General features: G+C 63.7%; 12 protein-coding genes. 3 read left to right on the top strand and 9 right to left on the bottom strand.

The genetic code is table 11. The features are described from left to right. Position 1: 1 nt before the first annotated feature. The 5 genes from FJ959_RS23915 to FJ959_RS23895 all read right to left on the bottom strand — a co-directional run bounded on the left by FJ959_RS23915 (position 2) and on the right by FJ959_RS23895 (position 4,793). Positions 2-406, bottom strand: a complete 405-nt coding sequence (locus tag FJ959_RS23915; protein ID WP_224518925.1) for a type II toxin-antitoxin system VapC family toxin — start codon at positions 404-406, stop codon at positions 2-4. A gap of 8 nt (positions 407-414) precedes the next feature. After that, positions 415-867 (bottom strand): hypothetical protein, encoded by a 453-nt coding sequence (locus FJ959_RS23910; RefSeq protein ID WP_140513701.1) that lies wholly within the window; start codon positions 865-867, stop codon positions 415-417. A gap of 61 nt (positions 868-928) precedes the next feature. Further along, positions 929-2,299, bottom strand: a complete 1,371-nt coding sequence (locus tag FJ959_RS23905) for a glutamine synthetase family protein (protein WP_140496308.1) — start codon at positions 2,297-2,299, stop codon at positions 929-931. A 99-nt stretch (positions 2,300-2,398) separates the two neighbouring features. Continuing rightward, positions 2,399-3,955, bottom strand: coding sequence for an amino acid permease (locus tag FJ959_RS23900; protein ID WP_140496309.1), 1,557 nt, complete (start codon positions 3,953-3,955; stop codon positions 2,399-2,401). 19 nt (positions 3,956-3,974) lie between these two features. Further along, positions 3,975-4,793 carry an N-formylglutamate amidohydrolase gene (locus tag FJ959_RS23895; protein WP_140513702.1) on the bottom strand — a complete coding sequence of 273 codons (819 nt, stop codon included), beginning with the start codon at positions 4,791-4,793 and terminating at the stop codon, positions 3,975-3,977. 143 nt (positions 4,794-4,936) lie between these two features. Between FJ959_RS23895 and FJ959_RS23890 the strand changes: the two genes are divergently transcribed. The 3 genes from FJ959_RS23890 to FJ959_RS23880 all read left to right on the top strand — a co-directional run bounded on the left by FJ959_RS23890 (position 4,937) and on the right by FJ959_RS23880 (position 10,323). After that, positions 4,937-5,761, top strand: a complete 825-nt coding sequence (locus tag FJ959_RS23890) for a MurR/RpiR family transcriptional regulator (RefSeq protein ID WP_140496311.1) — start codon at positions 4,937-4,939, stop codon at positions 5,759-5,761. A 279-nt stretch (positions 5,762-6,040) separates the two neighbouring features. Further along, positions 6,041-7,195: an efflux RND transporter periplasmic adaptor subunit gene (locus FJ959_RS23885; RefSeq protein ID WP_140632463.1), complete on the top strand. Its 1,155-nt coding sequence runs from the start codon at positions 6,041-6,043 to the stop codon at positions 7,193-7,195. After that, positions 7,192-10,323, top strand: a complete 3,132-nt coding sequence (locus tag FJ959_RS23880) for an efflux RND transporter permease subunit (RefSeq protein ID WP_140632460.1) — start codon at positions 7,192-7,194, stop codon at positions 10,321-10,323. The genes FJ959_RS23885 and FJ959_RS23880 overlap by 4 nt, the downstream gene beginning before the upstream one ends. Positions 10,324-10,378: 55 nt before the next feature. On the opposite strand, the gene FJ959_RS23875 is transcribed toward FJ959_RS23880, so the two are convergent. Genes FJ959_RS23875 through FJ959_RS23860 form a run of 4 tightly spaced genes read right to left on the bottom strand, consistent with a single transcriptional unit; the run spans position 10,379 to position 13,746 of the window. Then, complete coding sequence (locus FJ959_RS23875) at positions 10,379-10,786, bottom strand: GtrA family protein (RefSeq protein ID WP_140632457.1); 408 nt, start codon at positions 10,784-10,786, stop codon at positions 10,379-10,381. Beyond that, positions 10,783-11,604 (bottom strand): ChbG/HpnK family deacetylase, encoded by an 822-nt coding sequence (locus FJ959_RS23870; RefSeq protein WP_140632454.1) that lies wholly within the window; start codon positions 11,602-11,604, stop codon positions 10,783-10,785. Before FJ959_RS23870 ends, FJ959_RS23875 begins: the two co-directional genes overlap by 4 nt. Next, the gene (locus tag FJ959_RS23865) at positions 11,601-12,587 is read right to left on the bottom strand and encodes a glycosyltransferase family 2 protein (protein ID WP_140560287.1); all 987 of its coding nucleotides are present in this window, start codon (positions 12,585-12,587) and stop codon (positions 11,601-11,603) included. The genes FJ959_RS23870 and FJ959_RS23865 overlap by 4 nt, the downstream gene beginning before the upstream one ends. Continuing rightward, positions 12,580-13,746, bottom strand: a complete 1,167-nt coding sequence (locus FJ959_RS23860) for a glycosyltransferase family 87 protein (RefSeq protein ID WP_140632451.1) — start codon at positions 13,744-13,746, stop codon at positions 12,580-12,582. Before FJ959_RS23860 ends, FJ959_RS23865 begins: the two co-directional genes overlap by 8 nt. Positions 13,747-13,837: the final 91 nt, after the last annotated feature.

Below are 13,837 nucleotides of genomic sequence, written 5' to 3'. Positions count from 1 at the left end.
GTCAGCAGGCAAGGGCGCGAACATGCCCCGCTCTCGCATAATCCAGTATCGACTGATCGCGCGTCACGAGCGTCAGATCGAACGCCCGTGCCGTCGCGATCAATATTCTATCTGCCGGATCGCCGTGAAGCGATCCGGGCAAGAAGGACGATTCAATCAACAAGCCCGGCGAAAGAGCCTCCACCTTGATGCCTGGCGTGGCGATCACTTCCCCAAAAATGCTTGTTGGCGACTTTGCTGCCGCCAACCGGCCCTTGGCGCTCAGCAGGCCCAATTCCCAGGCCGAAATGGGGGAAACCCGGATCTTCTCGTCAACAGCCGCGGCGGTATTGATCGCAGTCTTGGCTTCCGGCCTGATCGGCTCGTTCAGCGCTATCCATATGATCGCGCACGTGTCGAGCAGCAACCTATGCGTCACGGCTGCACATCAGGCTCAAAAGCCGGCCTAGTGTAATCATGCCCTGGGCAAAGCGTAACCTTGCCTGTCCATATGCCGAAAAGCGGATGGTCGATATTTTCCCGTGGAAGTTCGTAGCTAGCCTGCGCTGGCTCCGCCATTCCCGGAGGAGTCTTGTCCATGGTAGCCATGTTCGGCTTTCGATAGCCCTCGGGCCATCCCTCCAGTTTAAAATCCACGCGTTCGTTCGCAAGGTCGACATGGGACGCCCGATAGTTTGCGCGCAACCAGGCGCGTGCCTGGCTGTGCCCGTTCGGGCTGTTCGCCCACCATTCCTCCCGCTGTCGCGCCGACGGCGGCAAGCGGCCGCCTATTACTTGCTCAATCTCCGCGAAGCTCATGGACATATGGCCTTGGCCCGAGAACAGAAGATGCTCGAAAAGCGGATGGTATTTGGTTCCTTCGGTCATCACATAAATCTAGTTCAATCCGCGTTTCCGATCAAGGTAAGGGTAGTAACTTACTATCTTTCTAGTATCGCTCGAACCCCCTGTGCAGTTCCCAATCCGTAATGCGGCGGTCGTATTCGAACTGCTCCCATTTGGCGGTGTGGACGTAGTGTTCGAGCACGTCCTCGCCGAGCGCCTGTTTCAGCATCTTGGACTTGGCCAGCGTGTCGGTGGCGTCGCGCAGCGTCTTCGGGATCTCCGGCAGGCGCGAGGCCTGATAGGCGTCGCCGACGAAGGGCTTTTGCAGCTCCAGCTTCTCGTCGATGCCGGCAAGGCCGGCGGCGATCAACGCCGCGAAGGCGAGATAGGGGTTCAAGTCGGCGCCGCCGATGCGGCATTCCATCCGGATGCCCTTGGTGCCTTCGCCGCACAGGCGGAAGCCGGCGGTGCGATTGTCTTCGCTCCACATGATCTTGGTCGGCGCGAACGTTCCGGCCTGGAAGCGCTTATAGGAATTGATGTAGGGCGCCAGGAACCAGGTGAACTCCTTGGCGTATTTAAGTTGGCCCGCCGCCCATTGCTGGCCGAGGCTCGACAGCGTCCAGTCGGCTTGTCTGTCGAAGAAAAGCGGCGTCTTGCCGTCGGCGCTCCAGAGCGAATTGTGGATGTGGCTGGAATTGCCGGCGAGCCCGTAATTGTACTTGGCCATGAAGGAAATCGCCTTGCCTTCGGATTCGGCGATCTCCTTAGCGCCGTTCTTCAGGATGACGTGGCGATCGGCCATGTCGAGGGCCTCGGCATAGCGCACATTGATCTCTTCCTGACCCGGCCCCCACTCGCCCTTCGAGTTCTCGATCGGGATGCCTGCCGCTTCCATCTCGTTGCGAAGCCGTCGCATGACGCCTTCTTCCTTGGTGGTGATGCCGATCTGATAGTCGCCGATATAGGGCGAGGCGGTGTCGAGGCCCTGCCAGTGCTTCTTGCGGGCGGAATCGTAGGTCTCGCTGAAGAGGTAGAATTCGAGCTCGGAGGCGAAATAGCCGATATAACCGCGCTCCGTCAGCCGCTTGACCTGCTTCTTCAGGATGGCGCGCGGGGAATGCGGCAGGTCGTCATGGGTGTGGTGATCGAGCACGTCGCAGATCACGAGCGCTGTCTTTTCCAGCCACGGAATGCGCCGCAGCGTCGCGAGGTCGGGCTTCATGACGAAATCGCCATAGCCCTTCGACCAGCTTGCCGCCTTATAGCCGGGCACCGGCTCCATATCGATGTCGGCGGCCAGGAGATAGTTGCAGCCATGCGTCTCGTCATGCGCGGAATCGACGAAGTACTGGGCCAGGAACCGTTTTCCCGCCAGCCGTCCCTGCATATCGACGATGCAGGCCAGCACCGTGTCGATCTCCCCGCCGGAAACCGCTTTCTTCAACTGATCGAACGAGAAATTTCCGGCCATTCCTTTGGCGCTCCAGTGCTTGTCATTTTGGGCTTGTCGATTTCGAAGGGTCGAAGCCATGGCCGGCGATGCGCGGGCCATGGCTGTGAGATGCTGGCCTCAGTGGCCGGTTTCGCCGACGGCCTGCTCAGCCGCCTTGATCGCCGCTTGGCGCGCCGCGATGATGTCGCCGAGCGGCGGACCCTGGAAGCGGTTGCGCTCGAAGGCAAACCAGACGATCGCGGTCAGGATGAAGAAGCCGACGGTGATGTAGAGCGCCCAGTCGTTCGGCGGCTGGATGCCAATGACGAAGATCAGGATCATCGACACGATCGACAGGACCGCAAACAGCATGAACACGCCGCGCCCCATGTTCCACGGTCCCATCTTGTCCCACTTGGGCGTGCCCCAGGCCAGCATGCCGAGCACGATCGGCACGGTGAAGGACAGGAACAGGAAGATGACGGTGCAGGAGACCACGATGGTGTAGGCCGAGGTGCCGGCGACCGAAACCAGCGTCGACCCCCAGACGAACAGCACCGACAGGATCGATGCCGTCCAGATCGCCGCCACCGGCGTGCGGTAGGTCGGACTGACCTTGGCCAGTGCCGACGAACCCGGCAGGCCGCCGTCACGCGAGAAGGCGAAGATCATGCGCGAGGCTGAGGTGACGGTGGCGAGGCCGCACAGCAGCTGAGCGATGAACACGACGAGATAGACGAACTCCTTGAGGCCAGGGCTGACGCGCTGGTCGAAGGCCCAGAAGAACACGTTCCAGCCTTGCTTGGCGGCATCGTCCATGTTCGGGATCATCAGCACGAACGCGGCCAGGAACAGATAGCCGAACACGGCCGACCAGATCACCGACATGACCATGGCGCGCGGCACCGAGCTGGCCGCCTTGATGGTCTCCTCGGACGTATGCGCCGAGGCGTCGTAACCGGTGATGGTGTAGATCGGCAGCAGGAGGCCGAGCGCGAACACCCAGGCATTCGAAACCGACGGCCAGACGCCGCCTCCGGCATCGCCGGAGTAGTTATGGAAGGTAAACAGCCGGCTGAAATCCCAGGTTTCGGCGGAGAGCAGGCAGACCACCGCGATCAGGATCGAGCCGAAGAAGATGAGATAGCCCGAGAAGTCGGTGAGCTTGGCCGTCAGCTTGATGCCGAGATGGTTGATCAGCGCCTGGGCGCCGGTGATGATGACCAGAAAGATCATCTGGTTGGTCAGCGTGCCTTCGATGCCGAGCGCCGGTCCGAAGGCGCCGATGAAGAACGTCCAGGTGCCGACATTGATGGCGCCGAGCACGGTGATCAGGCCGAGCAGATTGAGCCAGGCCGTGACCCAGCCGGTGCCGCGGTTGCCCAGGATCGAGCCCCAATGATAGAGCCCGCCGGCCGTCGGATAGGCCGAGCTGATCTGCGACATGGCGACGGCGAACGTCAACGAGACGAAGCAGCCGACCAGCCAGCCGATGCCGATGCCGATGCCGCCGGCGCCCGACGTTGCCTGCGCCAGCGAATTGATGCCGCCCGACAGGATGCAGATGATGGAGAAGGAAACGGCGAAATTCGAAAAGCGGCTGAGGCGCCGCTCCAGTTCCTGGGCGTAGCCCATGCTGTGGAGGACCTTGACGTCCTCCGCCTTGTCAACTTCGGTATATCCAGGTGCTGCCATTTTTAGTCCCCTTGCGTTCTCAGCTAGCCGATTGAACTGACTTTCCCACTGCGTGTTCCCTGGCGCCCCTGGTCTCCTCGGGCTCTAGATCCGAAAAGATGCCTGTGAGCAAATCCGCCCATTTCCGCTGCCCGGTCTCGCCGGAGATTTCATCGTTGCGGATTTCGATCATCGCGCAGGGCAGCCCGCGCGGGCGCGCATGGCGTTCCAGCGTGAAATAGACGCGGTCGGCCGGCGAATAGGGTTCGTTGACGCCGACGGTAATGCCGGCAAGGTGCCGCAGCGCCGATATCAGCGGCGCCGCCAGCCGGCGGTCGTCATCGTGGATGATGCCGATATGCCAGGGCCGGTCTCGGCCTTTGTAGACCGGCGTGAAGGAATGCACCGATACCAGCCGCGTCTCCTGGCCGCGCGCCAGCCTGTCTTCGACAATATGCTCGATGGCGCTATGGAACGGCTGCCAGGACAGGGCGACCCGCGCCGCGCGCTGCTTTTCCGACAGGCCGGTGTTGCCCGGTATGGCTGTGGTTTCGCTGACCGGCGGCACCAGGTCCGGCGCGTCAAGCGGCCGGTTGCAGTCGATGACGAGACGCGAAATGCAGGTTTCGACCAGCGTCGCATCGAGCGCCTGCGCCATGCGCAGCGCAACCGGCAGCGCGCCCGGGTCCCAGGCGATGTGACGCGACAGGTCCTCGGCGGTGAGGCCGAGCGTGCCGAATTCGGCGGGCAGGAAATTGGAGGCGTGGTCGCAGGTGAGCACGAAGGGACTCGATCCGCCCGGGTTGGTCACCCTTACGGCATCAGGCGATGCAAGGCTGGCGGGCCGTGCTTTCTCCATAGTCTGCGGTCCCCGGGGAGCGCTGTATCGTATGTTACGTATTTTGCCTCATTGCGTCCCTATGGATGATTTCATACAGTTTGCCCGGCTTTGTCAAATGCGATTTGGGGAAAACACCGTCGGCCGGGCCATGGATGGGAAAGATGATTTCCAGTATTGCCGAATTGATCGCCGACCGCATCGGCACAATGCCGGCCGGCGAGCGGCGCGCGGCCCAGACGCTGATAGCGAGCTATCCGATGATCGGTCTGAAGACTGTCGCCGAATTCTCGTCCGCGGCCGGCGTATCCTCGCCGACGATCCTGCGTTTCGTCGCCAGGCTCGGCTTCCAGAACTATCCGGAGTTCCAGTCGAGCCTGCAGGACGAACTGGCGGCGCAATTGCAGTCCCCTGCGACCCGCACGCTCAATCCGCCCTTGCCCGGCGGCACGGCGTCGCCGATGCTGGAGGCAACGCTCGACAATATGCGCGAGACGTTCCGGCACCTGTCCGACAAGCAGCTTGCCGACATCGCGTCCCGCCTCGCCGAGCGTCGCGGCAAGACATTCCTGATCGGCGGCCGCTTCACCGATCCGCTGGCGCGCTACATGGCCGCCCACCTCGCCATCATCCAGCCTGACGTCATTCACCTCGCCGGCCAGGAAAGCATGTGGCGCGACAGGCTGATCGACATGGGCAAGCGCGACGTGCTGGTCATTTTCGACATCAGGCGCTACCAGGACAGCCTCATCCGCTTCGCCGAGAAGGCGCATCAGCGTGGCGTGCAGATCGTGTTGTTCACCGACCAGTGGCTGTCGCCGATCGCCCGCTTCGCCCGTCACGTCATCGCCGGGCGAACCGCCGTGCCTTCGGCGTGGGACTCCTCGGCGGCGCTCTTCGTCGTCGCCGAAACGCTGATCGGCGCCGTCACAAGGCAACTCGAGGCCGACGGCGCCCGGCGCATCCGCGAGATGGAAGGCCTGCGTTGATGCAGCCCGGGATACGTCTGGAACGATTTCGGTCCGAAACTGGCGTCGGGGCGGCATAGCCAGCGTTGTAATCTCGAAAGCCCGGCTCGAAGTGAACTAAAAAATCAAAACGGCACGAACACCGGCAACGTTACGCATATTTAATGTGCGCGGACACTGAAGAATCGTCATAAAGGCACGATATCGGGGGCTTGCTTCTTGCCTTAGAATAGCCCCGCTGCGTCTGCTTATTTCGGGAAACCGGTGGACGGAAGGATTGTTTTGCCAACCGGAGTGCCGATGGCCGCCTGGAAACAGATACTTTTCGCCCTTGTGGTGCTGGTGGTGGCGGTTGCCGCCTGGCTGCGCTTTTTCCCGGGCGCGCCGGACGTGCTGGCGCGCTGGGGAATAGACTGGGCCTACGCGGCAACGCCTCCGGCTGAAACCGGCGCCGGCACGAAATCCGCTGGCGGCGAGCGAGCCCGTCAGGTCAACGTCGTCGTCGTGCCCGCTATTTCCGCGACCATAAACGATCGGCTCCAGGCCATCGGCACCGGCCGCGCCAATGCGTCGGTGACGGTCAACCCCTACTCCTCCGGCCGTCTCGCCGAATTGCTGGTTTCGTCCGGCACCCATGTCGACAAGGGACAGGTCATCGCGACCCTTGATTCCGAAACCGAAGTGATCGCCCAGGACCGTGCCCGGCTCGCGCTTCAGGACGCACAGGCCAAGCTCGACCGGGTCAGGTCGCTGCGCGCCTCCAATGCGGCGACACCGGTCGCCGTCGCCGATGCCGAAGTGGTGCTGGCCGGTGCCAAGCTGGCGCTACAGGATGCGGAACTCGCCCTGCACCGCCGGTCTGTTCTCGCCCCGATCTCCGGCACGGTCGGGATCCTGCCGATCTCCGCCGGTAATTATGTGACCAACCAGTCGGCGATCGCGACGCTCGACGACCGTTCCTCGATCCTTGTCGATTTCCTGGTGCCGGAACGCTTCGCGGCCGCCGTCAAGATCGGCGCGCAATTGTCGGCGATGCCGATCGCCAATCCCGGCAACAGCTATACCGGCACGGTTTCGGCCATCGACAACCACATCGACGAGAACAGCCGTACGCTTCTGGTCAAGGCGACGATCGCCAACCCGGCCGATTCGCTGCGCGCCGGCATGTCGTTCGCCATCACCATGAAATTCCCCGGCGAGACCTATCCCGCCGTCAGCCCGCTGGCGATCCTGTGGGGCTCGGAGGGCGCTTACGTCTGGGCGGTCGAGAACGGCAAGGCCAAGCGGGTGCCGGTGCGCATCATCCAGCGCAACACCGAAACCGTGTTGATCGACGCGGAGCTGGACAGTGGCGACATGGTGGTGACCGAAGGCACCCAGAGCGTCAGCGAGGGAGGCGAAGTCCGCATCGCCCGCGGAGAGCAGCGCGCCGCGAACGCGGCCGAAGGCTCATGACCGGAGCCGTCAACGCCGCCAGCGAGACTGGCTTTACCGCCCTGTTCATCCGCAGGCCGGTCATGGCCTTGGTGCTGAATGTCCTCATCGCGGTCGCCGGCCTCGCCGCCTTCTATGGCGTCGAGATCCGCGAGCTGCCTGATGTCGACCGCGCCGTCGTCACCGTTTCCACGACTTTCGAAGGCGCGGCGGCCGAAACGGTCGATCGCGAACTGACCGACACGATCGAGGGAGCTGTTGCCCGCGTTTCCGGCGTCAAGTCGATCTCCTCGACCTCCTCCTTCGGCTCGAGCCGCGTCACCATCGAATTCAACGACGGCGTCGATCTCAATGTCGGGGCCTCGGATGTGCGGGATGCCGTCGGCCGCGTCGCCAACCAGATGCCGGAAACGGCCGATCCGCCGCGCATCGTCAAGGCCGACGCCAACTCCGACCCCGTGATGCGCCTGGCCGTCACCTCCGACACCATGTCGGTTCAGGACATGACCGTCGTGGTCCAGGACCAGATCGAGGACGAACTGGCTGCCGTTCCAGGCGTCGCGGACGTCCAGGTCTATGGCGACCGCGACAAGATCTTCCGCATCGACGTCGATCAGAACAAGCTCGCCAGCCTGGGCTTCACCGTCGCCGACCTCAGGACCGCCCTTGCCTCGGTCGCCTTCGATTCACCCGCCGGCTCGATCACCACCACCAATCAGGACCTGATCGTTCGCACCACCGCCGATGTGACGACGCCGGAAGAATTTGAGAACATCATCATTGGCGGAACGACGCGCATCCGCGATGTCGCCACCGTCACGCTCGGCCCCGACATCGGCCAGACCACGTTGCGTTCGGACGGCAAGACCGGCATCGGCATCGGCATCATCCGCCAGGCGGAATCGAACACGCTGGACATCTCCACCGGCGTCAAGGCCGCGGTCGAGAAGTTGCAGGCAAACCTGCCGCGAGGCATGTCGATCAAGGTCACAAGCGACGACGCGGTGTTCGTCAACGGCGCCGTGCACGAGGTGGAGATCGCGCTCGCGCTTTCCGTCTCCATCGTTCTGGTCGTCATCTATGCCTTTCTTCTCGACTGGCGCGCCACGCTCATTCCGGGCCTGTCGATGCCCGTCGCCATGATCGGCACCATTGCGGCGATCTACCTCGCTGGTTTCTCGATCAACATCCTGACGCTGCTGGCCCTGGTGCTGGCGACGGGGCTTGTCGTCGATGACGCGATCGTCGTTTTGGAAAACATCGTGCGGCGGCGCAATCAAGGCATGGGGCCGCGTGCCGCCGCAGTGCTCGGCGCACAGGAAGTGTTCTTCGCCGTCATCGCCACCACGCTGACTCTGGTTGCCGTCTTCGTGCCGATCTCCTTCCTGCCGGGCCAGACCGGCGGCCTGTTCCGCGAATTCGGCTTCGTGCTCGCCATGTCGGTGCTGTTGTCCTGCGTGGTCGCGCTGACGCTTTGTCCCATGCTTGCCTCGCGCATGCTGTCCGGTGCCGCCCTCCACCGCGAGGGCAGCAACGGCGTCGGCGCGCGCATCGGCGGCGCGCTGAACGCGGCCTACCGGCGCAGCCTGCATGTCTGCCTCGACGCGCCGTGGATCGTGGTGCTGGTGGCGCTGCTGTTCGCCGGCACCGCATTCGCGCTGTTCGGCACCATCCGCCAGGAATTGACGCCGACCGAGGATCGCGCGGTCGTGCTGCTTCGTATCAGCGCCCCGCAAGGCGTCAGCCTCGAATACACGACGCAGCAGATGCAGAAGATCGAAAAGCTGATCCAGCCGCTGCGTGATTCCGGCGAAATCGTCAGCACTTTCGAGAGCGCCGGCCAGAACGGCGCCTATAATTCAGGCTTCATGGTGATGACGCTGGCGCCCTGGGACGAGCGCAGCCGCAGCCAGCAGGAGATCATGGCCGAGATCAGCCAGCTCACCCGCCAGGTGCCCAGCGTGCGCATCTTCCCGGTGCAGCCCAACAGCCTCGGCATCCGTGGCGCCGGCAACGGCCTGCAGTTTGCGCTGGTCGGCAACGACCGCAAGGCGCTCGGCGACGCGGCCGTCAAGATCATCGCCGAGATGCAGAAGGATCCGCGTTTCCAAACGCCACGCCTTTCCATCGACCCGACGCAACCGCAGCTTTCCGTTGCCATCGACCGCGAGCGCGCCTCCGATCTCGGCATCGACATCACAGGACTGGCCAACACCATGCAGGCCATGCTCGACGGCAACGACGTCGTCGATGTCTACATCGCCGACCGCAGCTACGGGGTGAAGCTGGTTTCGACCACCAACCCGATCAACGATCCGACGGACCTGGAGAACGTCTTCCTAAAGACGGCTGACGGCCGTTTCGTGCCGATGTCGACCATAGCCACGCTGACCGAGCGTGCCGTGCCGCCCTCGCTGTCGCGCGAGCAGCAGCAGCCGTCGGTGGCGATCACGTCCAACCTCGGCGGCGATTTCGCGCTCGGCTCGGCCCTTACGCGCGCCGAGGAAATCGCAACACCGCTTCTGCCGCCGGGCAGCCGCATTGTGCCGTTGGCCGAGGCGGCGACGCTGGGTGAGACCAACAGCGCCATGGTCACCATCTTCGGTTTTGCCCTGGTCATCATCCTGCTGGTGCTTGCCGCGCAATTCGAGAGCTTCGTCAGCGCCATCATCATCATGGCGACAGTGCCGCTCGGCCTCGCCTGCGCCATCTTCGCGCTTCTGCTCTCGGGCACCAGCCTCAACGCCTACAGCCAGATCGGCTTGGTGCTGCTGGTCGGCGTCATGGGCAAGAACGGCATCCTGATCGTCGAATTCGCAAACCAGCTGCGCGATCGCGGACTGGGCGTGCGCGAGGCGATCGAACAGGCCTCGACCATTCGCTTGCGCCCGGTGATGATGACCATGATCTGCACCGTGCTCGGCGGCGTGCCGCTGGTGCTGGCAGCGGGCGCCGGCGCCGAGGCCCGTATCGCGCTCGGCTGGGTGATCGTCGGCGGACTGGGGCTGGCCACCGTCTCGACGCTGTTCCTGACCCCCGTCGCCTATCTCTTGCTCGGCCGCTTCGTCACGCCGAAGACCCACGAGGAGGCGCGGCTGAAGCGCGAACTCGAGGAAGCCGCCTACACCGATGTGGAGCCGGCTGAATAGGGAAATTCCAGGAGACCGTGTAGCGGGTCCGGAATTTTCGTGGGGAAACAGCCTGCTATTTCAAGAGACGGCCCTCGATCGACCAGCGCGCGGCGAGGAAATTCAGCACCGCCGCCACAACCACCCCGCCGATCTTTGCCGGCCACACGCCGACGACGCCGGCGAACACCGCGATCGCGAGGCTGGAGACACCAAGCGAAATCAGCGCGCCGAGCGAGGCGAAGCGAAGAAAGGCATGATGCAGCCGGATGGCCGGATCGCGCTCGAACGACCAGAAGCCGTTGGCCGCGAAGGAGAAGGTGACGGCAATGAACCAGGACGCAACGTTGGCGGGCAGCGGCGGCACGTGCAGCTTGAGCAGCAGAAAGAAACCGGCAAGGTCGATGGCCGTGTTCACCAGGCCGACAATGGCGAAGCGGATAATCTTGTTGCCGGTCGAACGCCGGGACTGATCGGCACTCATGCTGTGCCGTCCATGATGCCGACACGCGCGCGAGCCAGGTTTGCGCCGAAATGATCGGAGGCGAGAACCGCGAATTCGACTTCGCGCACATCTTGCATCGGGTCGCGTGCACGCAACGTCTCGTCGACATGCCCGGGATGGCACATGAACAGTCCCTCTTCCGGCAGGCTTTCAACGGCGGTTTGCAGGGCGGGCGCGAACTTTTCCGGCTGCCGCCAGTCATAGATGCCGGCGAGCGGCGCCCTCACGGTGAAGCCGGCGCGCCGCATGGATCGGTTGAAACCAGTTGCCAGGGCGGCGATCGCCGCAATTTTCGATGCCGCCGCTCCGCTGCCGGCCAGTGCCGGCGCGCCGCGCAGCCACGGTCTGCCGGCATCTCCGGCGAAACGCCCCCGCAGCCATTTGCGCACGACAGGCAGGAAATGCACATGCTGGTGGCCGTCGATGAAATCGGGCCGGTGTCCGAGCGCCTCGACGAAGCGGCCAAATTGGGCGTCGAGCTCGGCATGGACGTCGCGGGTCTCGATGCCGCCACGCAGGATCGGCAATGCCAGCGAGCGGAGCGGCGGCAGCCGGCCTTCCGGCGCCAGGCTCGACGGGCCGGTCACGGCCGGCTGGTCCGTCAAGGTCAGATGCAGGCCGACGGCGACCCGGCCGCACAGCGGCTTGATGCGTTCCGCCTCCCCCGGCCATTCCGCGAAACCGGTCATGCAACCGGTGCCCGTTAGCCGCCCGCGATCGAGCAGGTCGAGGATCGCCGCCGAGACGCCGGGCGCCAGGCCGTAATCGTCGGCGATCAGGCGGATGCCGCGCATCATGCCCCGGAAACGCCCGGCGCCGACCTGGCGGGAACATCGCTGCGCACGATATCGCGCACGATGTAGACCGGGCGATCCTTGCTTTCGCTGAGCGTGACCCAGACATATTCACCGATCAGCCCGAGAAGTGTCAGGTTGAGGCCGCCGAGCAGCACCACGGCGACCAGCAGGCTCGGATAGCCTGGAACGGCAATGCCGTAGAACAGCACCTCGAAGAGCACTTTCGCGCCGTAGACCGCGCCGGCAAACGCCGCAAGCAGTCCGCTGAGGCTGATCAGGCGCAGCGGAATCACCGAAAAGGACGTAAACCCCTCTAGCGAAAAGGCGATCAGGTTGAGCCGGCTCCATTTCGACTTGCCGCTGGCGCGGTTTTCCGGCGAATAGGATATGGCCTTCTGGCGGAAGCCGGCCCAGGCGAACAGGCCCTTGTTGAAGCGCCTTTTGTCGCGCAGGCTGGTCAATGCGCGCGCCACGGTGCCGCGCATGACGCGAAAGTCGCCTGCATTCTCGGGAATATCGAACCGCTGGCTGCTGTTGATCAGGCTGTAGAACAGTTTCGCCAACTGGCTGCGCCGCCAGCTTGCCCCGCGCCGGTCGTTCTGCGCGTAGACGACGTCGACGTCCGGATTCTCAGCCAGCTCGACGATCATCTTCAGGCTGGTCTCCAGGGAGTGCTGCAGATCCGCGTCCATGACAAGCACCATGTCGCCCCGCGAGTGGTCGAGGCCGGCGAGCACGGCGACCTCCTTGCCGAAATTGCGGCTGAGGCGCACGATTTCCCAGGATCCCGAAAGTGCCTGCGAAAACCGCCCGGCGCTATCGTCCCGGCTGCCGTCGTCGACCAGGATCTTGTGGACTTGCATGCCGAAGCGGCTCGACACCGCCGCCTCGAGCGCGTCGAGCAATGCCGCGAAAGCCGTCGCCGATTGCGCCTCGTTGAAGAACGGCGCCACGATATCGAGTGTCGGGCGCATCTCAGCCATGGGCGACAGGCTCCGCATTCACCAATTTTTGCCGCGCCTTGGCCCAGAACCACCATATCAGGAAGCAGGCGATGAAAGTGACCGTGATCGGCCGAAACCAGGGATAGAGAAAGTCATGCATGTGGCGCTCGACACCGGTCAAACCTGTCAGGAATAAAGTCATGGACAGCACGCAGGCCAGGACGCCACCTTTTTCTTCGCGCCACAACAGGGCAATGGCAAGGCCGGCGGGAACCGCGATCATCGCATAGGTGTTGGGCTCGACGCGCGGGTTGAAGACGCACATGTAGAAGGCGGCCGCCAGGAAGATCGCGAGTCCGGCCGCTCCTTGTTCGAGCTTGCGGTCGAACCAGAGCACGATCGAGAGCGTCAGCAGGCCGATCACGACGCGCACCGCCGTGGCAGCCGAGTCCGGAACGGGCAGCCCCATCTCGATAAAGGGCGCTGTGAAATCGGTAGGAACAAAATGGCTGGTCTTGTCGACGGCCATCGACGTCAGCATGCGGGCAAAATCGCCATACTGCTCGTTCAGGTAGCCGGCGGGAGCGAAAGCGTAGGGGATGGCGAGCACGAACAGCACCGCGAGCACCAGCACCGGTATCAGCCGCGGGCGCAACGCCCCCACCAACAGCAGCATGATGATCGCGGTCGGCTTGGCCGTTATGGCAAGCGAGGCCCAGAAAAAGGTCTCCGCACGCCGTCCTTCCAGTGCCGACAGGGTCAAGAGCCAGCAGGCGCCGGTCAGCAGGATTGTCGCCTGGCCGTTGCGAATGGCGCCCAGTGTCATCGGCAAAGCGAGAAAGAGGCCGAAGGAAAGCAGCCAGTTCTGCTCCTGTCCGCCCAGCTTGCGCACCTGCCGCGCCGCGGCAAGGGTGAGAACGGCGAAACCGAGGGCATGCCAGACCAGCCCGCCAAGATGCGGTCCCAGATTCAAGAACGGAATATAGAGCGCGGCAAAGGCGGGCGTGTAAAGGTATCCCATCTCGGACTCGAGGTCGTAGAGCGGCCGGCCGGCGAGAAACTCCACACTGCCATATCTGTAGGCGTGCAATACGGTGCGCGCATCGGGCGACCACAGGACCAGGCCAAGCACGACCGCGAATGCCCCGATCCACAGGCCAAGCCCCAGGCGGTCGAAAACCGGCTTGGAAATCCTCATCAAGCACCCCACACCAATCCGGAACAGGCCCGGTCCGGCGCTGTCCCAGCGTCCATTGGCGGCGGCATATCACGGACAAAGCGGGGTGGCA

The organism is Mesorhizobium sp. B2-2-4 (genome assembly GCF_006442375.1).
Lineage (GTDB): Bacteria > Pseudomonadota > Alphaproteobacteria > Rhizobiales > Rhizobiaceae > Mesorhizobium.
This window is presented reverse-complemented; position numbering and strand designations above follow the sequence as displayed.

Bases quoted from the DNA above. Each gene is read 5' to 3' on its own strand.
- FJ959_RS23890 (WP_140496311.1), top strand. From the start codon at position 4,937: ATGATTTCCAGTATTGCCGAATTGATCGCCGACCGCATCGGCACAATG.
- FJ959_RS23870 (WP_140632454.1), bottom strand. From the start codon at position 11,604: ATGATGCGCGGCATCCGCCTGATCGCCGACGATTACGGCCTGGCGCCC.
- FJ959_RS23895 (WP_140513702.1), bottom strand. From the start codon at position 4,793: ATGGAGAAAGCACGGCCCGCCAGCCTTGCATCGCCTGATGCCGTAAGG.
- FJ959_RS23905 (WP_140496308.1), bottom strand. From the start codon at position 2,299: ATGGCCGGAAATTTCTCGTTCGATCAGTTGAAGAAAGCGGTTTCCGGC.
- FJ959_RS23880 (WP_140632460.1), top strand. From the start codon at position 7,192: ATGACCGGAGCCGTCAACGCCGCCAGCGAGACTGGCTTTACCGCCCTG.
- FJ959_RS23875 (WP_140632457.1), bottom strand. From the start codon at position 10,786: ATGAGTGCCGATCAGTCCCGGCGTTCGACCGGCAACAAGATTATCCGC.
- FJ959_RS23900 (WP_140496309.1), bottom strand. From the start codon at position 3,955: ATGGCAGCACCTGGATATACCGAAGTTGACAAGGCGGAGGACGTCAAG.
- FJ959_RS23910 (WP_140513701.1), bottom strand. From the start codon at position 867: ATGACCGAAGGAACCAAATACCATCCGCTTTTCGAGCATCTTCTGTTC.
- FJ959_RS23860 (WP_140632451.1), bottom strand. From the start codon at position 13,746: ATGAGGATTTCCAAGCCGGTTTTCGACCGCCTGGGGCTTGGCCTGTGG.
- FJ959_RS23865 (WP_140560287.1), bottom strand. From the start codon at position 12,587: ATGGCTGAGATGCGCCCGACACTCGATATCGTGGCGCCGTTCTTCAAC.
- FJ959_RS23885 (WP_140632463.1), top strand. From the start codon at position 6,041: ATGGCCGCCTGGAAACAGATACTTTTCGCCCTTGTGGTGCTGGTGGTG.